The sequence below is a fragment of the Sinorhizobium fredii USDA 205 genome, from assembly GCF_001461695.1.
GTDB classification, from domain to species: domain Bacteria; phylum Pseudomonadota; class Alphaproteobacteria; order Rhizobiales; family Rhizobiaceae; genus Sinorhizobium; species Sinorhizobium fredii.
In genome coordinates this window covers 205,979-224,617 of record NZ_AUTC01000189.1, presented here as the reverse complement: position 1 = coordinate 224,617, position 18,639 = coordinate 205,979, and the positions used below count along the sequence as shown (strand labels likewise).

Sequence of the window (18,639 nt, the reverse complement as noted above, 5' to 3'; positions counted from 1 at the left end):
GCTTGGTCGCTATCGCACCGGACATGGCTCGACGTTCCAGATATCGTTTGCGTATTCTGCAATGGTGCGATCGCTGGAAAATTTGCCCGAGCCGGCGATGTTCAGGATCGCCCTTCGGGTCCAGGCGTCCGGCTCGGAATAGAGCGATTGCAGGCGCATATCCGCCTCCATGTACGAAGCGAGATCGGCCAGGTGCATGTACGGGTCGCCGCCAGCCAGAAGTATGTTGCGCAGCGTCTCGCCGATCATGGGTTCGTGACGGCAGAAGTGACCGGACATGATGAGGTCGAGAACGGCGCGCGTCTCGGGTTCGTTCTCGTAGTGCCACCAGGGACTGTACCATCCGCGGCTCGTGGCGACCTGCTCGGCAGTCAGCCCGAACAGGAAGAAGTTTTCCTCGCCTGCTGCCGCGGCCATTTCGATGGTAGCGCCATCACGGGTGCCAATGGTCAAGGCGCCATTCATCATGAATTTCATGTTGCTGGTGCCGCTGGCCTCGTATCCGGCCGTCGAGATCTGGTTAGAGACGTCGCTCGCAGGAATGAGGCGTTCCGCCACGGAGACGCAGTAATCGGGAAGGAACACGAGCCGGAGACGATCGCGCGTTGCCGGGTCGCCATTGATCGTGTCACCGAGGTTGTTGAGAAATTTGATGATGACCTTTGCCACGTGATAGGCGGGCGCGGCCTTGCCGGCGAAGAAGAACGTCCGCGGCGCTATGTCAAGATGCGGGTTCTCGCGGAGCCGGCGATAGAGCGCCACGATCCGTAGGCCATTCAGAAGTTGCCGCTTGTATTCGTGGATGCGCTTGACCTGGCTGTCGAAAATCGTGTCGGGATCAACCGAGATGCCGGCCTGCGACTTCAGCCAATCGGCAAAGCGCAGCTTGGCAGCGCGCTTGGCCTGGCGCACCGAGGAGACAAAGCCACCGTCTTCGGCAAGCGGCCTCAGCGTCTCGAGGCGTTCCATGTCGGTGACCCAGCGGTCACCGATGGCCTCATTGATGCAACCGGCAAGATCAGGGTTCGACAACAGCAGCCAGCGGCGTGGCGTGACGCCATTTGTCTTGTTGTTGAATCGGTCGGGGTATAGTTCGGCAAGGTCCCGAACCGTGACGTCGCGCAACAGTCGTGAATGGATCTCCGCAACGCCGTTCACGCTGTGAGAGCCTGCGATCGCGAGGTGCGCCATCCGGACCAGGCGAGCGCCGCCGCGCTCGACGATGGATGCACGCTCTGCACGGTCATTGTCGTCCGGCCAGCGCGCCAGCAACTCTTCCCTCAGGCGGCGGTCGATCTCCAATATGATCTCAAGGTGGCGCGGGAGCAGCAGTTCGAACCACCGGAGCGGCCATTTCTCCAATGCTTCGGGGAGGAGAGTGTGGTTGGTGTAGGCGAGCGTTCGCCTCGTGATCTCCCAGGATTCCTCCCAAGCGAGGTTTCCCTGGTCGAGCAGGATGCGCATCAATTCCGCGACGGCAAGACTGGGATGCGTATCGTTGAGCTGGATTGCCACCTTGTCGGGCAGATCGTTCCAGTCGCTATTGTTCGCCCGAAAGCGCCGAACAAGGTCCGCCAGTGAGGATGCGACAAGGAAGTACTCCTGGACGAAGCGCAGGCCCTGACCCATGCTCGTCGAATCGTCGGGATAAAGCACGCGCGTGACCGTGTCCGCCGCCAGGCGCTCGGCCAGTGCGCCGACGAATTCACCGGCGCTGAACTCCTGGAAATCGAAGCTGTCCGGGGTTGCCGATGCCCAGAGGCGCAAGGTGTTGATGGTCTTTCCGCCGTAGCCCACCACCGGCCTGTCGTAGGGTATGCCGAGCAGGGTCGAGGGAACGCCGACGATCGCCTTCAAGTTCCCGCCGCGCACCTCGAAGGAGCACCCGAGCTCGACGGCCACCGCCAGGTGCGGGCGCGTTACCTCCCAGGGATCGGGCCGGCGCAGCCAGTTATCCGGTTGCTCGCGTTGCCAGCCGTCCACGATCGTCTGCTTGAAGATGCCGTACTCGTAGCGCAAGCCATAGCCCATCGCCGGCAACTGCATCGTCGCCATCGAGTCTAGAAAGCAAGCGGCGAGCCGCCCCAGTCCGCCATTGCCCAGCCCGGCGTCGGGTTCCTCTGCCAGTATCGCAAGCTCGTCCAGTTGCGTCTCATTGAAGAACCTCCGAGCGAGCGGATCGAGTCCAAGGTTGAGGACGTTGTTGCTCAACGACCGGCCGATCAGGAATTCCATTGAGAGGTAATAGATCCGCTTCGGATTTTCCCGGTTGTAGGTTTCCTCCGTCTGTTGCCAGCGTTGAGAGAGGATGTCCCGAACGGAACGGGCGATCGCCTCGTAGCGCTCCCGATTTCCGATTTCGGAGGGCGCCAGCACGTTGTCGAAAAGCAGATGGCGTTCAAAGAGGGCGTTGCTGCCGCCGTCGAACTTGATCGGGCCGCAGCCGTATTGCGGGAGAAGATCATCCGGCGCGTCATGCCGCGGGAGGCGGGTGTGAGACGCTGCGTGCTCGGTGGCCATGCCCCTCATCTCCGATATTCGCGCCCGCCCCAATCTCTGCGAGCTGGTCCAGTTCCCGACCCGACGCAAGGCTGCAATTTCCCAGAACCTGCGATCGCTCTGAGACCACCCGGATCACCGCGACCTACGAGGCGGCAACTACAGCCTCAGAACGATCCGGCCCTCGATCTGTCCTTCTTCCATGCGGTGGAAGATCGCATTGATGTTTTCCAGCTCGTCCCAGGAGAAGTGCGGCACGACCTTGCCCTCTGCGGCAAACTGCAGCGATTCCTCAAGGTCCTGGCGTGTTCCGACGATCGACCCGCGCACCGTGATACGCTTCAACACAGTTTCGAAAACAGGCAGCGCAATCTTTCCGGGCGGAAGGCCGACGAGCGCCATGGTGCCCTTCGACCGCAGGAACCCGAAGGCCTGCTCCATTGCCGCGGGTGAAACTGCCGTGACAAGTGCGCCATGGACCCCGCCAACCGCCTTTTGAACCTGGTCGATCGCGTCCTTGTCCTTGCCGTTGACGGTGATGTCCGCCCCAAGCTGCCTGGCCAAGGCCAGCTTGTCCTCGAATACGTCTGCGGCGACGACATGCATGCCCATCGCCTTGGCGTATTGGACCGCCATGTGACCCAGACCGCCGACGCCGGATACCGCCACCCACTCCCCAGGGCGAACCTCGGTTTCCTTCAGACCCTTGTAGACAGTCACGCCGGCGCAAAGCACCGGAGCTGCCGGCCCAAAATCAAGGCCGTCCGGCAGGCGGCCGACGAAGTCGGGATCGGCAAGGCCGAATTGGGCGAAGGTGCCGTTTACGGAGTATCCGGTGTTCGACTGCGATGCACACAGCGTTTCCCACCCGGTTCGACAGTAGGGGCAGTAGCCGCAGGCGGAATGCAGCCAGGGTACGCCAACGCGATCGCCCTCCTTTACCCTCCTGACACCGGCTCCCACCGCGGAGACGAAGCCGACCCCCTCGTGTCCGGGGATGAAGGGCGGCGTGGGCTTCACCGGCCAGTCGCCGCTCGCCGCATGAAGGTCCGTGTGACAGACGCCGGTGGCTTCGTATTTTACGACGATCTGTCCAGGGCTGGGACTTGGCGCCTCCAGCTCCTCTATGACGAGCGGAGCCCGAAAGGCTCGGACGACCGCCGCCTTCATAGTCTGTGCCATGATCTGTCTCCTACTCTTTCAAACACTTCGCAATGCAATGCATTACCGCCGCGTAAGCAGGAAAAAATGGGCGTGCGTAACCTGTCCCGTCCTCACGAATCAGGTCGCGAAAAGTGCTCTACGACTCCTCTGACGCCGCGGACGCTTTCCGCAACGATCCGTGCCGCTCTCTTGCACTCTGCCGTCTCGACATCACCCCAAAGATGCACGATCCCGTCGGCAACGGTCACTGTCACGTCAAGCCCTTCGAGACCGGTGTTTTCCGCCAGGCGAACCGCGATGCTGCGCTGAATGGCCTCATCGCCTGCCGCCGTCTCATCCAGCTTGGCGATCAGGATTGCCCGAAGCAGGTCGGCCCGGCTAACGATGCCGACCAGTTCACCTGCTCTGGTGACGGGAATGCGCTTGATGCCGCGCTCCAGCATCAGCTTTGCCACTTGCGTCAGCGAGGCGTCCTCATCGATGGTGACGGGGGCGCTGGTCATCGCGTCGCCGACCTTCCACGAGCTGCGCTTCACATAGGCACCGGCTCTCTCCTCGGCAGGCATGGCCATTTCGGCAAGCGACGCGATCGCTCCAATTCCGAGTTCCGTTCGACGGATCAGGTCGCCTTCGCTGATGATGCCGACGAGATGCCCCTCATCGTCAACGACCGGGATGCCGCTGACGTGATTTTCCAGCATGACATTGGCTGCCTGCCTCACACTGTTGTCGGGTGATACTTTGACGATCGCAATCGTCATCACATCTTTGACGAGCATCTCGGTTCCAACTCCGCCATGGATCTCAGCACCGGTCTCAGGTGGGCGACATTAAACCTGTTGGCACTAATCGACAACCAGATCGTAATGGCCGGCCATCACGCGTTGCCTGCCGTTCAATCTTGCCAACCACTTGCCTAGGGAGCATCCGCACACGCGCTTTCGCATGACCCTGGGGAGAGGCCTCGATACAGCCGGGGAACCACGCTCCAGCCAAAGCCTGCCTTATCCGTCGTCGGCGCGCTTTGTGCCTCTCCTGCAGATCTGGATCGGAAGTGACATGCAACCCTTGTCAACGCCGACTGCAACTGTCACGTTAAGTAGCTTGCTTCACACTTGCATGAGGGGGAGAGCACATGGCCCACAAATTCGAGATCTTCAAGGACAAGGCTGGCGAATACCGTGTCCGCTTCAAATACAACAACGAAGTGATGTTTGCGTCGGAAGGCTATGCGAGCAAAGCCAGCGCTCAGAACGCCATAGAGTCGATCAAGAAAAATGGTCCGGATGCACCGGTCGAGGACAATACCTAAAGCGCGTCGCGTTCGAATGTATTCACGCGGCGCGCTTCAGGTCCTTGTTTTTCTGCATGTCTTCATCCCAAAACCGCTGCACACTTTTGGGCGACATGCATCAGGGCCGGCTAGGATCAAGAGGAAGCCCGCTGATTTGCGCCAGCGGGCCTCTCACCGTGAAAGCAGTGCGCCGCTTCACTCCGCCTTGGCGCCGCCGAGGAATTCTTCGCACCAGCTCGGGCCGGTGGGCCGCTTGCGGTCGCCGGCGATGCGGATCGAGCGGATGACGTAGTCGGACGACACGGTCAACTGCACGGCGCAGCTCAAATACTCGGTGCGGGCGGCCGAGATGCGCTTGCCGCGCTTGCCGTCGGCGGTCTTTTCGTATTCGGCCGGGATCCTGCGGGTCTTGTAGCCGCCCTTCCAGCTATAGACCGTGTCGCCGCCCGTTTCGACGTCGGAAAGCGGCGGGCCGAACTGGGCGAAGAAGGTGCCGGCCGGCTGGCCGAGCCAGCGTTTCTCGACCGCGTTTCTCGCCACACCGGTCGTCGTCGTGCAGCCGGCAAGCACCAGCACAAGGCCGGCCGCCGTCATCATGCGGAAATTCATGTCTCTGTCCCTTTGGTCTGTGCTCAAATCCTGCGGCGCGGGAGACCGGCGTCCCCGGATTTCCTTGCGTTCCGCGTGGCTCTAGCGCCAAAAGCGACGAAAGAAAATCGCTGTGCGACCTTGCAAATCAGGAAATTCCGAAGCGTTGCAGAAACGCCCTATTGCCACGCATGGGCGAGAGCCCGCGGCGCCTTCCGCGGGCAGAATTTTTGGGCGAGGCGGAGTTCTTTTTTGAGTTAGGCGCTTGTGAAAACGAAAATGCTGTTCTATAGAGGCGCCGCTGGTCACGGAGTGTAGCGCAGTCTGGTAGCGCACCACGTTCGGGACGTGGGGGTCGCAAGTTCGAATCTTGCCACTCCGACCAGCCAAATCAATCCCTTAGTTGACTGTATTTTCGACATCTGGTGCCGCGAAAGACGACGGCGCTCGACACGAAGTTCGTCGAGAGCGTGCTCACTCTTCCGGACGCCCGTTGCGCCTTGCCGCCCTCAGCAGATCCAGCTCAGGCACCAGATGGCGCATGAAAAAAGGGGCCGCGTGGGCCCCTTCCTTTTCACGTCTTGGGATTTTTCCGCTCACTCGTCGATCGTGTCGATAATCTCGATCGCCCTGGCGGCGGTGACGCGGCGGACTTCGGCGTCTTCGCGGCGGCTCGAGAAGATTTCCGTCGCCATCAGCTGGTCGGCGAGATCCGCCGGCAGCGACAGGATCACGCGGCTGTCCTCGGCATGGATGCCGCCGAGCGTCGCGCGCTTGGCGGTGATCATGCCGCCGGCCACCGTGTTGTTGGTGTCCGGATCGATCAGGATGAAGGCGCCGGTCGTGCGGTTCTGCTCGTAGGCGTCGAAGATCGCCTGCTCGTCAAAGGCGAGGTGCACCTTGCCGATGGCGTTCATCGGCAGCTCGTCGGCGTGGTTCCACTTGCCGGACTGGAGGTCGAGCTGGTTGATCGGCTGCACCTGGACGCGCTGGCGGCGGCTGCCGGATTTCAGCCAGTAGCGCTTGCCCGGCTGGATGCCTTCGGCCTGCAGCGCCACGAGCTGCGCGTCGAAGGCAAGTCCGGTCATCGGCTGGCTGTCGATCGCCACAATCATGTCGCCGCGCGAAACATCCACCTGGCGATCAAATACGAGGGTGACCGCGTCACCGGCCACCGCTGCGTTGCGCACCAGGTCGAAGGTGACGATCTTCGTGACGTTGGCGACCATGCCGGACGGCAGGATGACGACCGAATCGCCGGGCTTCACCGAACCGCCGGCCACGGTGCCCTGGTAGCCGCGGAAGCTTTCACCCGGGCGCGAGACGCGCTGCACCGGAAGGCGGAAACCGACGGTCTGCGCCGAGCGGGTGGTCGCGAGTTCCAGTACCTCGATCAGCGTCGGGCCCTCGTACCAGGGCATCGCGGCGCGACCGTCATAGACGACATTCTCGCCCTTCAGCGCCGAGACTGGGATCGCGGTCACCTGGCGCACGCCGAGCGACAGCGCCAGCTCCTTGAATTCGTGCGAGATCTGCTCGAAGCGGCTGCGGTCGTAGTTCGTCAGGTCGATCTTGTTGACCGCGAGCACGAACTGGCGGATGCCCATCAGCGTCGCGATCGTCGCGTGCCGGCGGGTCTGTTCCAGGAGGCCGACGCGCGCGTCGACAAGCAGCACGGCGAGATCGGCAGTCGAGGCGCCGGTCGCCATGTTGCGCGTATACTGCTCGTGGCCGGGGGTGTCGGCGACGATGAAGGAGCGCTTGTCGGTCGAGAAGTAGCGATAGGCGACATCGATGGTGATGCCCTGTTCGCGCTCGGCCTGCAGCCCGTCGAGCAGCAGCGCGAAGTCGGGCAGGCCGAGATCGTTCTGCTTGCCCTTGGAATCGCGCTGAAGGCTTGCGGCCTGGTCTTCCTTGACCGCCTTGGTGTCCCAGAGCAGCCGGCCGATCAGCGTCGACTTGCCGTCATCGACGCTGCCGCAGGTGATGAGGCGAAGCGGGCGGGAATCGCGCGCCACCCGCGCCGGCTCCTGCACGGGGAGGGCGACGGCGGTTTCGTCCAAGGCTGCGGTCGCTAGTGCCGGTGCGGTCATCAAAAATATCCTTCGCGTTTTTTCTTTTCCATCGAGCCGGCCTGGTCGCGGTCGATGGCGCGGCCCTGGCGTTCGGAGACGGTCGCGGTTTCAAGTTCGGAAATGATGTCGTCGAGCGTCGTCGCGTGGGAGCGGATCGCGCCCGTCAGCGGGAAGCAGCCGAGCGTGCGGAAGCGGATGACCTCCTCGCGCTTCGTCTCGCCGGGAAGCAGTTCGAGGCGCGGGTCCTCGGCAAGGATCATCATGCCGTCGCGCTCGACGATCGGGCGCTTCTTGGCAAAGTAAAGCGGCACGATCGGGATCTCTTCGGCCTGGATGTAGCGCCAGATGTCGACTTCGGTCCAGTTGGAGAGCGGGAAAGCGCGCACGCTTTCGCCCTTGCGGATCATGCCGTTATAGACGTTCCAGAGTTCCGGGCGCTGGTTGCGCGGGTCCCAGCGGTGGTCCGGCGTGCGGAAGGAATAGATGCGCTCCTTGGCGCGGCTCGCTTCCTCGTCGCGACGTGCGCCGCCGAAAGCGGCGTCATACTGGCCGGCGTCGAGCGCCTGGCGCAGCGCTTCCGTCTTCATGATATCGGTGTAGAGCGCCGAGCCGTGCGTGAACGGCGTGACGTTCTCGGATGCACCGCGCGGATTGGTATGGGCGACGAGGTCGAGATCGTATTTTTCGACCATCTCGTCGCGGAAGGCGATCATCTCGCGGAATTTCCAGCCGGTATCGACATGCAGCAGCGGGAAGGGGACGCGACCGGGATAGAAGGCCTTGCGCGCCAGGTGCAGGAGCACGGAGGAATCCTTGCCGATCGAATAGAGCATCACCGGGCGCTCGAATTCCGCGGCGACCTCGCGGAAGATGTGGATCGCTTCGTTTTCGAGGGCCTTCAGATGCGGATCGAGCGGTGGTTTCGTGCTCTGCGGGTTATGCAATTCCGTTTCCGGATGGGTGTGGGGCATTTCGAACTCCGGGAGGATACTTGTCTCTTGGCTGCGGCGCTGCCCTCAGGCGGCGCTGCTGGCATTGGGAATGATGGAGGAAGTCGCTTCGGCAACATGCAGGCCGCATTCGCGCTTCTCGTCGTTCTCCCACCACCAGCGTCCGGCACGCTCCGGCTCGCCGGGCTTGATGGCGCGCGTGCAGGGCTCGCAGCCGATCGACGGATAGCCGCGGCCATGCAGCGGGTTGACGGGAATGGCCTCTGCGGCGACATGGGCATGGATCGTCTCGATGTCCCAGTCCGCCAGCGGGTTGATCTTGATGAGGCCACGGTCGAGGTCGGCTTCGGCATAGGGCGTCGTGGCGCGGTTGCCGGACTGGCCGCGGCGCAGGCCAGTGATCCAGTAGCTTACGCCTTCGAGCGCGCGCGCAAGCGGCTTCAGCTTGCGCACGCCGCAACAGGCATGCCTGGCTTCGACGCTCTCGTAGAAGCCGTTCATGCCGTATTGGGCTACGTAGTCTTCGATATCGGCTTTCTCGGGAAAGTAGCGCTTGATCAGAATGTCGTAGGCTTCCTCGGTCTCTTCGATGAGGGCGACCGTTTCGTTGAAGAGGCGACCGGTTTTCAGCGTCGCGACCTCGATGTCGAGCCGATTGGTGCCGATCGCGGCGGTGATGACCTGATCTTCGATGCCGAGCGACGTCGTGAAGACCGCCCGGCCTTCAAGACCGGCGACGAGCGCCAGCCGACCAGCAAGATCGAGGCTTTCGAGCCTGTCATTCAGGGCCTTGGCTTCGGCTTCGAGGGATTGCGTCGTCATGGCTGCATCCTGTTGCAATTTGCACGGAATATCGCAGCCGTTTGTGACAAAGGACAGAAAAACGGATTTCTATTGCTCAAGGATCAGAGCAAATATCTCTCTGATCGATAAAGTTCTAAGAAAACCTAGTAATTTAGTAGATTATATCTAACCGCGAGGAAGGAGCAAGGATGCCTTCCTCCTGCGGAGCCGAGGGTGCCCGGCCGTTCAAGAATTGTTGAAGGCCCTGTCCTTTCGCACCGTCTGCTCCAGCTTGTGCTTCATCAATGCGGGAGAATGAAGGGAGACGCAAATGATGCAGTCCTTGTCCAGTCGCGCCGTCCTTGGAAGCGTCCTCGGATTGCTTCTGGTGACGGGCGCCTATGCTCACCACGGCTGGTCCTGGGCGGAGGCCGACCAGATCGAGCTCTCCGGCACGATAAGCGAGATTTCGATGGCGCCGCCGCATCCGACGCTGCGGGTCGAAACGAAGAGCGACGGCCTCTGGCTGGTTGAACTCGGCAATCCGCGGCTGACCGAACGCTCCGGCTTCGTCGAGGGCGTCGCGAAGGTTGGCGACCAGATCGTCGCACTCGGCAACCGCTCGCTGGACCGAGCCGAGAAAAGGATGAAGGCCGTCCGGATCACCGTGGCCGGAAAGGTCTATGACATTTATCCGGAGCGCATACAGACGAACTGATGGAGGAGATACTCGCCTGGATCGGGACGCTGCCCTTCGCCCTGGCGATACGGCGCTCGGCGACCCTCTACATCTTCGTAAACGCGGCCCATATCCTGTCGATCGGGATCGTCATCGGGGCGATCCTGCCGCTGGATCTGCGACTGATCGGTCTCATCCGGGCGGTTCCGGTTGCGGTGGTCGGGCCGTTTCTCTCGCACGCCGCAGCGGTCGGCGTTGCGCTGGCGGCCGCCACCGGCTTCTGCCTCTTCAGTGTCAACCCGATTGAATATGTCGGCAATGCCGCGTTTCTCGCCAAGATGACGCTACTCGTTCTCGGCGTCGCCAACGCGGCGATTTTGCACCTGTCGCCGCAGTGGCGCGCCGCCGTCAAGGGCGGACCGATCTCCTTGAGGGTCCGCCTTTCGGCATGGCTTTCGCTATTGACGTGGACCGGTGCCGTCGTCGCCGGCCGATGGATCGGCTTCCTGCTGGAGTAGCCTTACCGATCGCTGATCGCCCAGCGCGGGTTGATCCAAGGCTCCTGGTTAGAGCGGGCGAGCGGCTGCTTGCCGAGGATATGGTCGGCGGCCTTCTCGCCGGTCATGATCGAGGGGGCATTGAGATTGCCATAGGTGACATGCGGGAAAATCGACGAGTCGGCAACGCGCAGGCCGTCGACGCCGATCACCCGCGTTTCGGGGTCGACGACGGCCATCGGATCGTCCTTCGAACCCATCTTGCAGGTGCCGCACGGGTGGTAGGCGCTCTCCAGATGCTCGCGCAGGAAGGCGTCGATCTCTTCGTCCGTCTGGACCTTTTCGCCCGGCTGGATTTCCGGCCCGCGATAGTGATCGAAGGCCTTCTGGCCGAAGATCTCGCGCGTCAGCCGCACGCAATGGCGGAATTTCTCCCAATCTTCCGGATGGCTCATATAGTTGAAGCGGATCACCGGATCGGCCTTCGGGTCGGAGGCGCGCAGCGTCACGCTGCCGCGCGACTTCGACAGGTTGTAGCCGACATGCACCTGGAAACCGTGCGTATTCGCCGCCGCCTTGCCGTCATAGCGGATCGCCACCGGCAGGAAGTGGTACTGGATGTCGGGTTGCTTGACGCCGGGTGCCGAGCGCAGGAAGGCGCAGGCCTCGAACTGATTGGAAATGCCGAGGCCGGACTTGAAGAACAGCCATTGGGCGCCCGCCACGCCCTGCCAGAACCACGGCAGCCAGGAATAGAGCGACACCGGCTTGGTGCTGATCTGCTGGAAATAGAACTCCATATGGTCCTGCAGGTTCTGGCCGACGCCCGGGCGGTCGACTTTTACGTCGATCCCGAGCTCCTTCAGGTGCGCCGCCGGGCCGATGCCGGAGAGCATCAGCAGTTTCGGCGAATTGAAGGAGGACGCCGAGACGATCACCTCGCGGTTCGCCTTGACCACCTCGATGCGGCCGCCGCGCTCGATCTCGACGCCGGTGGCGCGGCCGTTTTCGATGACGATCTTGCGGGCGAAGCAGCGGATGAGTTGAACATTCGAGCGCTTCAGGGCCGGCTTCAGATAGGCGGAAGCCGCCGACCAGCGACGGCCCCGCCAAGTCGTCTGCTCCATCAGCCCGAAGCCTTCCTGCTTGGAGCCGTTGTAGTCGTCGGTCATCTCGAAACCGGCCTGCTTGCCCGCTTCGACGAAGGCGTGGAAGAGCGGGTTCTTGACCGGGCCGCGCTGGACATGCAGGGGGCCATCGGTGCCGCGCCAGCCGTCCTCGCCGCCGTGCGAATGTTCCATCCGCTTGAAATAGGGAAGCACGTCGGCATAGGCCCAGCCCTTTGCGCCGAGCTCTTCCCAGCGGTCGAAATCCTCCGCATGGCCGCGCACATAGACCATGCCGTTGATCGAGGACGAGCCGCCGATCACCTTGCCGCGCGGCGCGGTGATGCGCCGGTTGTTGAGGTGCGGCTCCGGCTCGGAGAGAAAGCCCCAATTGTAGCGGTTCATGCTCATCGGCCAGGCAAGCGCCGCCGGCATCTGGATGAACGGCCCGATGTCCGAGCCGCCGAACTCCAGCACGATGACCGAGTTCCTGCCGTCCTCCGACAGGCGATAGGCGAGCGCCGAACCCGCCGAACCGGAACCGATGATGACGAAATCTGCCTGCATAACGTGGTCTTTCTCTTGCGTCCTTGCCCTACCGGCGCTGCGGTGCTGTCTCTGCTTCCTCATTCCTGTGCTCGTCACAGGAAGCCAGCCAAGCGACGTCTGTCGCTTGGAAAGAGGCTTTCGCGCCACCGACTTGGCGCTGCTGGATCCCCGGAACTCGCTTCGCTCGCCCGAGGATGAGGGAGAAAGCGGCGGGCTCTCGCCCGAACGGGATTCTCAGTACGGCGCCTCTACCTTGCCCATGCCGACATAGACGGTCTTGAGCTCGGTATAGTGGTTGAGTGCCGCAACCGAATTTTCCCGCCCGAAGCCCGATTGCTTCGAACCTCCGAAGGGAATCTCGACCGGCGCCAAATTATAGGCGTTGATCCACAGCGTGCCGGCCTCGAGCTGGTCGACGACCCGGTGGGCGCGGGTGAGGTCGGCGGTGAAGACGCCGGCCGAAAGGCCGAATTCGGTGGCGTTGGCGCGGGCGACGACCTCCGCCTCGTCGTCGAAGTCGAGCACGCACATGACCGGCCCGAAGATCTCCTCCCGCGCGATCGTCATCTCGTCGGTGACGTCGGCGAAGACGGTCGGCTGGATGTAGGTTCCCTCGGCGTTGACGGCGTTCGGAATGCCGCCGCCGGTGATCAGCCGCGCGCCTTCCGCTTTGCCGGCCTCGATATAGGAGAGCACCTTGTCGCGCTGCGCTTTCGAGACCATCGGCCCGAGCTGCGTCGTCTCCTCCATAGGGTCGCCGATGATGATCGCCTCGGTGCGCTCCTTCAGACGCGCCAGGAAGGCGTCCTTGACCTTTCGCTGCACGAAGACGCGGGTGCCGTTCGAGCAGACCTGGCCGGTCGAATAGAAATTGCCGAGCATGGCGCCGCCGATAGCGCTTTCGAGATCGGCGTCGTCGAAGACGATCAACGGCGACTTGCCGCCAAGCTCCATGGTGACGTGCTTGAGTTCGGCCGCGGCGGCGCCTGCCACTTTCTTGCCGGTCGGTACCGAGCCGGTCAACGAGACCTTGGCGACATCCGGGTGGTTGACGAGCAGGGGACCAGTCGAGCGGTCGCCCTGGATGACGTTGTAGAGTCCCTTGGGAAGCCCCGCCTCGATCAGGATCTCGGCGATCTTCAGCGCGCCGAGCGGCGTGTTCTCCGACGGCTTGAAGACCATGGCGTTGCCGGCGGCGAGCGCCGGCGCGCCTTTCCAGCAGGCGATCTGCTGCGGATAGTTCCAGGCGCCGATACCGACGCAGACGCCGAGCGGCACCCGCTTCGTATAGGCGAAGTCGCCGCCAAGCGGGATATAGTCGCCATTCAGCGCCGAGGCGACGACGCCGCCGAAGAACTCGAAGCTGTCGGCGCCCGAAGTTGGGTCGGCGACGATGGTTTCCTGGATCGGCTTGCCGGTATCGAGCGTCTCGAGTTCGGAGAGCTCGCGATTGCGCTCGCGCATGATCTCGGCCGCACGCTTCAGGATACGACCGCGCGCCGTCGGGCTCATCGCCGCCCATTCCGGCTGCGCCCGCTTGGCGGCGGCAATCGCCTTCTCGACGATCGCCGGCGTTGCCGCGTGCAGCCGGGCGATCACCTCGCCGGTCGCCGGATAGATGCTCTCGATCACCGTACCGGCTACGTCCTCGACATATTCGCCATCGATGAAGTGCGAGGCTTTCGGTTGGGCTTTCATGTCATTCTCCTCGCGGATAGCGTTTGGAATCCTCGAGATTGTCGAGGTTCATGTGGTTGCGCATGTAGCGCTCGGATGCCTTCTGCAGCGGCTGATGGTCCCACGGATAGTAGGCGCCGTTGCGGAGCGCCTCGTAGACCACCCAGCGCCGCGCCTGGCTTTCGCGCACCGCGGCGTCGAAGGCCTCCATGTCCCAGTGCGCGGCCCGCATGTCGCGGAAGGCAGTGAGTGTCGCCTGATCGACGGGCCCGCGCGGCTTTTCGGCAAGATTGCTGAGTTCCAGCGGATCGGCATCGAGGTCGTAGAGCTGGTCAGGATCGAGCGCGCAATGGACGTATTTCCACTTGCCTTCGCGGATGGCGACGAGCGGCGCGTAGGACGCTTCGGCCGCATATTCCATCAGCACCGGTTCGGTTCGCTCCGCACCATCGATCATCGGCAGCAAGCTGACGCCATCCGTCCAGGGCTGCACCTCATGCATCGAAATGCCGGCGAGGTCGGCAAGCGTCGGCGTCACGTCGAGGTTCGACGTCGGCGTCAGATGCAGTCCCGGTGCGACCCCGGGTCCGGCGATCATCAGTGGCACGCGCGCCGAGCCCTCGAAGAAATTCATCTTGAACCAGAGACCACGCTCGCCGAGCATGTCGCCATGGTCGGAGCAGAAAAGGATGAGCGTATTGTCGAGCATCCGAGTCCGCGTCAGCGTATCGACGAGTTCTCCGACCTTCTCGTCGAGATAGGAGATATTGGCGAAATAGGCGCGGCGTGACCGGCGGATGTTTTCCTCGGTCAACTCGAAGTTCTTGTAGTCGCAGGAGTGCATGATGCGCCGCGAATGCGGATCCTGGCGGTCGAAGGGGAGGGCGTCCACCTCCGGCAGCAGGTGTTCGCAATTCTCGTAGAGATCCCAGAACTTGCGCCGGGCCACGTACGGGTCGTGCGGGTGGGTGAAGGAGACCGTGAGGCACCAGGGCCGGCGGCCTTCGTCGTCGTTCTCGCGGGCGAGCTGGTATAGTTTCTGGTTCGCCAGAAACGCCACCTCGTCGTCATATTCCATCTGGTTGGTGATCTCGGCGACGCCGGCGCCTGCGACCGAGCCGAGATTGTGATACCACCAGTCGATGCGCTCGCCGGGCTTGCGGTAATCCGGAGTCCAGCCGAAGTCGGCCGGGTAGATGTCGGTCGTCAGCCGCTCCTCGAATCCGTGCAACTGGTCCGGCCCAACGAAGTGCATCTTGCCGGAAAGCGCGGTGTAGTAGCCGGCCCGGCGCAGGTGGTGCGCATAGGTCGGGATCGACGACTGATACTCCGCCGCATTGTCGTAGACGCGCGTGCGGCTCGGCAACTGCCCGGCCATGAACGACGCGCGCGCCGGCGCGCACAGCGGCGAGGACGTATAGTTGTTGCGGAAGCGCGCCGACCGCCCCGCCAGCGCCTTGAGATTGGGCGCGTGCAGGAAATCGGCCGGGCCATCGGGAAAGAACTTCCCGTTCAGCTGATCCACCATGAGGATCAGGATATTCGGTCTGGCGGTCATGGTGCCCGTCCTTGGTGGCGAAGCTGTTCGAGATGGGTGGTTACATAATCTTCCGTCAGCGCGATCGACGCTTCGATACTGATCGGTGCCGATTTCAGACTTTGCCGTATGTAAAGTCCATCGATCATCGCAGCCGCGCCCTCGGCGATGCGCTCCGCGTCATCGGCGCGGCAGAGCGCCTTGAGGCTGGCGAGCAGATTGGAGCGCAGCCGCCGCGCATAGACGACGAGCAGCCTCCGGACGTCTTCGGAGCGCTGCGCTTCCGAATAGAAGGCGAGCCAAGCGGCGACCGTCTCCGGCGCGAACTGGTCGGCCCGGAAGCTGACGCGGATCAGCGCGCTCACCTTTTCCCGCGGCGTCGACGCGGCCTTCAGTGCAGCGACGGCATCGTCGCGCAATTGCCCGAGCAGGCTGCGGATCGTCGCGAACAGCAATTGCTCCTTGCTGCCGAAATAATGGTGCGCGAGCGCGGGCGAGACGCCGGCAGTGCGGGCGATGTCCGACATGGTGACGGCAAGCGTCCCCTGGTCGCCGATCACCCGCAACGCCGCATCCACGAGCGCCTTGCGGCGCACCGGTTCCATCCCGATTTTCGGCATCTCCCGTGCTCCTTCAAGGTGCAGTCTATTTTTGATTGATGCATCAATCAACAAAAATACGCATGCTTTTTCCCTTTCTTTTTGCTCGAAAATCCGGCTCAATCACGAGGAAGCGCTTGTGCTCGTCGCGAGGACTGGAGGTTGAAATGACCAACACGTTCGATCCGGCCGGAAGACAGAACGTGGCTGCAAAGTGGGGATGGTTCGTGGCGCTCGGCGTGCTGCTGATCATGGCTGGCGGCATCGCCTTCGGCAATCTGCTGATGGCGACGGTCGCCTCCGTCTATTACGTCGGTCTCATCATGCTGATCGGCGGCCTGCTCAACCTCGCTCACGCCTATCAGGTCAAGGACTGGGGAGGCTTTCTCTTCTGGGTGCTGAGCGGCGGTCTCTATGCGGCGGCGGGGCTGTTCGCCTTCATCAATCCGCTGCTCGCTTCGTCGATCCTGACCATCCTCATGGCCATCGCCCTGATCGTCGCCGGGGCCTTCCGCATGTGGGTCGGCTTCCGGCTCAGCCCGCTCGGCGGCTGGGGCTGGATCGTCATCGGCGGCCTGGTAACGCTCATCGCCGGTCTCGTCATCGCCGCCGGCTGGCCCGTCGACAGCCTCTGGATCCTTGGCCTGTCCCTGGCGGTCGACCTCGTCATGCAGGGATTGGCGCTGATCGCCTTCGGCGTACTCGTCAAGAGTTAGTCGACTGCCTGGGCAGCAGATTTCGCCCCGAACGACCTTCACAAAACTTTCACATCCGCGAAAGCTTTCGTTGACGCTTGGCCCCGATGCTGGCGTGCGTCGTATGTCCTATCCTGGAGCTCGGCATGCCCGCCGCCCCCGTAGAACTTCTGTCGCTTCGCCGCTTCGGTGATGACCAGATCGTAACGCTCGCCAAGCTTGTCATAGAAAACGCCTTCCAGCCGATCGTCGAAGCGACCACCGGCGCCGTGTTTGGCTATGAGTCCCTGGTGCGAGGCTTCGAGCGCCTGGGCTTTGCCTCGCCGCTCGAACTGCTCGACAAGGCGGAGGGCGCCGGACAACTGCTGGCGCTCGAGCATTTGATCAACAGCCGCGCCGTCGCCGCCTTCGCGACACTGCCGGATTTTGCCGCACGCACGCTCTTCCTGAATTTCGATTCACGGCTGGTCGGCGGCGAGGGGGATATTGTCGAGCGGCTCGTCAATCACCTGAAGCGTGCCAATATCGCCCCCTCGGCGCTCTGCTTCGAACTCTCGGAACGGTTCGACGGCGGCAAGATGCCGGACTTTTCGGCGCTGGTCCGGCAATTGCGGCTCGCCGGCTTCAAGCTGGCGATCGACGATTTCGGCGCCGGTTTCAATGGGCTGAAGCTGCTGTGCGATCAGCCGGTCGACTATGTGAAGATCGACAGGCATTTCATTTCCGGCATCGAGCGGGATTCCCGCAAGCGCCATCTGGTGCGCCACGCCGTCAACATGGCGCATGTCCTCGGTACGCGGGTCATTGCCGAAGGTGTCGAGACGGAAGCGGAATTTCTTGTCTGCCGCGATCTCGGCTGCGACCTGATGCAGGGCTATTTCATCGCTCGCCCGACGACGCACTTGAACGAGCTACAGCCCGCCTATCCGCATCTCGAGCCGGGCGGCGTCCGGCGGCTTTCGTCGACGCTGGACAGCATCCTGATCCGCAAGGAGATCGAACAGCTGCCGGCGGCCAGGGAAAGCGACGACCTCGATTCCGTCTTCGATCTCTTCCGGCGCAATCCGCGCCAGGCCTTCTTTCCGGTGCTGAATGCCAATGGCGAGCCGCGCGGCATCCTGCACGAGTACCATGTGAAGGAGATGATCTATCATCCCTTCGGCCGCGATCTCCTGAAGAACCGCATCTATCAGCGTCGCATCTCGCACTTCGTCACGCCTGCACCGATCGCCGATCTCGACACGCCGGCCGACGAGATGCTGAAGATCTTTGCCGGCATGGACGGCAGCGATTGCGTCATCCTGACGGAGAACATGCGCTATGCCGGTATTCTCTCGGCCTCGTCGCTCCTGAAGATCATCAACGAGAAACAGTTGAAACTGGCGCAGGAGCAGAACCCGTTGACCGGCCTGCCAGGCAATCGCGCCATCCGCGACTATGTCCAGCACGCCATTCTCGACGGCGATGAGACGCGCTACTTCTGCTATTGCGATTTCGACGACTTCAAGCCCTTCAACGATACCTACGGCTTTCAGAAGGGCGACCTGGCGATTACCCTGTTCGCCGCGCTCCTGCGGCGCCACTTCATCGGTGAGGAGAAGTTTCTTGGCCATGTCGGCGGCGACGACTTCTTCGTCGGGGTCGGCGGCCTCACGGAAGCGGATCTTTGCGCCGTCCTGATGCGGCTCATCGATGATTTTCGCTCGGACGTTCGCCAGCTCTATTCGCCGGAGCACCAGGCGGCGGGACGGATCAGTGGCTATGGTCGCGACGGCGGAGCGAAGGATTTTCCACTGATGCGTTGCTCGATCGCGGTCCTGGTGCTTCCGGAGGGGTTCATCCTTTCCGACAGCCAGACGGTGAGCAAGCGGATCGCGGAGATAAAGGCGCGCGCCAAGGCAAGTGAGGCCGGGTTGGTGCTGGAATTGATCGCTCGGGAATGAAACA

16 protein-coding genes and 1 tRNA gene are annotated in these 18,639 nt (G+C 62.7%); 6 read left to right on the top strand and 11 right to left on the bottom strand.

The features are described 5' to 3' along the window. Positions 1-9: 9 nt before the first annotated feature. The 3 genes from N181_RS27745 to N181_RS27735 all read right to left on the bottom strand — a co-directional run bounded on the left by N181_RS27745 (position 10) and on the right by N181_RS27735 (position 4,442). Positions 10-2,520: a glycogen/starch/alpha-glucan phosphorylase gene (locus N181_RS27745; protein WP_014327638.1), complete on the bottom strand. Its 2,511-nt coding sequence runs from the start codon at positions 2,518-2,520 to the stop codon at positions 10-12. A gap of 138 nt (positions 2,521-2,658) precedes the next feature. Then, positions 2,659-3,681 (bottom strand): alcohol dehydrogenase AdhP, encoded by a 1,023-nt coding sequence (adhP, locus tag N181_RS27740; RefSeq protein ID WP_014327640.1) that lies wholly within the window; start codon positions 3,679-3,681, stop codon positions 2,659-2,661. Between the two features lie 92 nt (positions 3,682-3,773). After that, a complete protein-coding gene (locus tag N181_RS27735; RefSeq protein ID WP_014327641.1) occupies positions 3,774-4,442 on the bottom strand; it encodes a CBS domain-containing protein in 669 nt (222 codons plus the stop codon). Between the two features lie 356 nt (positions 4,443-4,798). Between N181_RS27735 and N181_RS32550 the strand changes: the two genes are divergently transcribed. After that, positions 4,799-4,975, top strand: coding sequence for a YegP family protein (locus N181_RS32550; protein ID WP_014327642.1), 177 nt, complete (start codon positions 4,799-4,801; stop codon positions 4,973-4,975). 177 nt (positions 4,976-5,152) lie between these two features. Here N181_RS32550 and N181_RS27730 read toward each other — a convergent pair whose 3' ends face one another. Further along, on the bottom strand, positions 5,153-5,566 hold the full coding sequence (locus tag N181_RS27730; protein WP_014327643.1) for a hypothetical protein: 414 nt from the start codon (positions 5,564-5,566) through the stop codon (positions 5,153-5,155). A 287-nt stretch (positions 5,567-5,853) separates the two neighbouring features. On the opposite strand from N181_RS27730, the gene N181_RS27725 reads away from it, so the two are divergent. Continuing rightward, positions 5,854-5,930 (top strand) — tRNA-Pro (locus N181_RS27725). 211 nt (positions 5,931-6,141) lie between these two features. On the opposite strand, the gene cysN is transcribed toward N181_RS27725, so the two are convergent. Genes cysN through N181_RS27710 form a run of 3 tightly spaced genes read right to left on the bottom strand, consistent with a single transcriptional unit; the run spans position 6,142 to position 9,449 of the window. After that, entirely contained in the window at positions 6,142-7,638 is a 1,497-nt protein-coding gene (gene cysN, locus N181_RS27720; RefSeq protein ID WP_014327644.1) for a sulfate adenylyltransferase subunit CysN, read from the bottom strand. Next, positions 7,638-8,591, bottom strand: coding sequence for a sulfate adenylyltransferase subunit CysD (gene cysD / locus N181_RS27715; protein ID WP_014327645.1), 954 nt, complete (start codon positions 8,589-8,591; stop codon positions 7,638-7,640). The genes cysN and cysD overlap by 1 nt, the downstream gene beginning before the upstream one ends. Positions 8,592-8,636: 45 nt before the next feature. Continuing rightward, complete coding sequence (locus N181_RS27710) at positions 8,637-9,449, bottom strand: phosphoadenylyl-sulfate reductase (RefSeq protein WP_369986498.1); 813 nt, start codon at positions 9,447-9,449, stop codon at positions 8,637-8,639. 235 nt (positions 9,450-9,684) lie between these two features. Between N181_RS27710 and N181_RS27705 the strand changes: the two genes are divergently transcribed. Continuing rightward, positions 9,685-10,071: a DUF6152 family protein gene (locus N181_RS27705; protein WP_014327647.1), complete on the top strand. Its 387-nt coding sequence runs from the start codon at positions 9,685-9,687 to the stop codon at positions 10,069-10,071. Next, on the top strand, positions 10,071-10,550 hold the full coding sequence (locus tag N181_RS27700; RefSeq protein ID WP_014327648.1) for a DUF6644 family protein: 480 nt from the start codon (positions 10,071-10,073) through the stop codon (positions 10,548-10,550). The genes N181_RS27705 and N181_RS27700 overlap by 1 nt, the downstream gene beginning before the upstream one ends. A gap of 2 nt (positions 10,551-10,552) precedes the next feature. Here the strand turns inward: N181_RS27700 and betA are convergent, their stop codons facing one another. From betA to betI, 4 genes are all read right to left on the bottom strand, one after another. After that, positions 10,553-12,202 (bottom strand): choline dehydrogenase, encoded by a 1,650-nt coding sequence (gene betA / locus N181_RS27695; RefSeq protein ID WP_037391335.1) that lies wholly within the window; start codon positions 12,200-12,202, stop codon positions 10,553-10,555. A gap of 216 nt (positions 12,203-12,418) precedes the next feature. Next, entirely contained in the window at positions 12,419-13,882 is a 1,464-nt protein-coding gene (gene betB / locus N181_RS27690) for a betaine-aldehyde dehydrogenase (protein WP_014327650.1), read from the bottom strand. A 1-nt stretch (position 13,883) separates the two neighbouring features. Continuing rightward, positions 13,884-15,419 carry a choline-sulfatase gene (gene betC, locus N181_RS27685; protein ID WP_037391333.1) on the bottom strand — a complete coding sequence of 512 codons (1,536 nt, stop codon included), beginning with the start codon at positions 15,417-15,419 and terminating at the stop codon, positions 13,884-13,886. Then, positions 15,416-16,018 (bottom strand): transcriptional regulator BetI, encoded by a 603-nt coding sequence (betI, locus tag N181_RS27680; RefSeq protein WP_037391332.1) that lies wholly within the window; start codon positions 16,016-16,018, stop codon positions 15,416-15,418. The genes betC and betI overlap by 4 nt, the downstream gene beginning before the upstream one ends. A 146-nt stretch (positions 16,019-16,164) precedes the next feature. On the opposite strand from betI, the gene N181_RS27675 reads away from it, so the two are divergent. Both N181_RS27675 and N181_RS27670 read left to right on the top strand, forming a co-directional pair. Next, on the top strand, positions 16,165-16,713 hold the full coding sequence (locus N181_RS27675; protein WP_060564033.1) for an HdeD family acid-resistance protein: 549 nt from the start codon (positions 16,165-16,167) through the stop codon (positions 16,711-16,713). A 125-nt stretch (positions 16,714-16,838) separates the two neighbouring features. Beyond that, the gene (locus N181_RS27670) at positions 16,839-18,635 is read left to right on the top strand and encodes a GGDEF domain-containing protein (protein WP_037391353.1); all 1,797 of its coding nucleotides are present in this window, start codon (positions 16,839-16,841) and stop codon (positions 18,633-18,635) included. Positions 18,636-18,639 lie beyond the last annotated feature (4 nt).

What these genes read in the sequence shown, in the direction of transcription:
- betB (WP_014327650.1), bottom strand. Translation starts at nt 13,882, where the DNA reads ATGAAAGCCCAACCGAAAGCCTCGCACTTCATCGATGGCGAATATGTC.
- N181_RS27735 (WP_014327641.1), bottom strand. Translation starts at nt 4,442, where the DNA reads ATGCTCGTCAAAGATGTGATGACGATTGCGATCGTCAAAGTATCACCC.
- N181_RS27700 (WP_014327648.1), top strand. Translation starts at nt 10,071, where the DNA reads ATGGAGGAGATACTCGCCTGGATCGGGACGCTGCCCTTCGCCCTGGCG.
- N181_RS32550 (WP_014327642.1), top strand. Translation starts at nt 4,799, where the DNA reads ATGGCCCACAAATTCGAGATCTTCAAGGACAAGGCTGGCGAATACCGT.
- N181_RS27705 (WP_014327647.1), top strand. Translation starts at nt 9,685, where the DNA reads ATGATGCAGTCCTTGTCCAGTCGCGCCGTCCTTGGAAGCGTCCTCGGA.
- betC (WP_037391333.1), bottom strand. Translation starts at nt 15,419, where the DNA reads ATGACCGCCAGACCGAATATCCTGATCCTCATGGTGGATCAGCTGAAC.
- N181_RS27745 (WP_014327638.1), bottom strand. Translation starts at nt 2,520, where the DNA reads ATGGCCACCGAGCACGCAGCGTCTCACACCCGCCTCCCGCGGCATGAC.
- betA (WP_037391335.1), bottom strand. Translation starts at nt 12,202, where the DNA reads ATGCAGGCAGATTTCGTCATCATCGGTTCCGGTTCGGCGGGTTCGGCG.
- adhP (WP_014327640.1), bottom strand. Translation starts at nt 3,681, where the DNA reads ATGGCACAGACTATGAAGGCGGCGGTCGTCCGAGCCTTTCGGGCTCCG.
- N181_RS27730 (WP_014327643.1), bottom strand. Translation starts at nt 5,566, where the DNA reads ATGAATTTCCGCATGATGACGGCGGCCGGCCTTGTGCTGGTGCTTGCC.
- N181_RS27670 (WP_037391353.1), top strand. Translation starts at nt 16,839, where the DNA reads ATGCCCGCCGCCCCCGTAGAACTTCTGTCGCTTCGCCGCTTCGGTGAT.
- cysD (WP_014327645.1), bottom strand. Translation starts at nt 8,591, where the DNA reads ATGCCCCACACCCATCCGGAAACGGAATTGCATAACCCGCAGAGCACG.
- N181_RS27675 (WP_060564033.1), top strand. Translation starts at nt 16,165, where the DNA reads ATGACCAACACGTTCGATCCGGCCGGAAGACAGAACGTGGCTGCAAAG.
- betI (WP_037391332.1), bottom strand. Translation starts at nt 16,018, where the DNA reads ATGCCGAAAATCGGGATGGAACCGGTGCGCCGCAAGGCGCTCGTGGAT.
- cysN (WP_014327644.1), bottom strand. Translation starts at nt 7,638, where the DNA reads ATGACCGCACCGGCACTAGCGACCGCAGCCTTGGACGAAACCGCCGTC.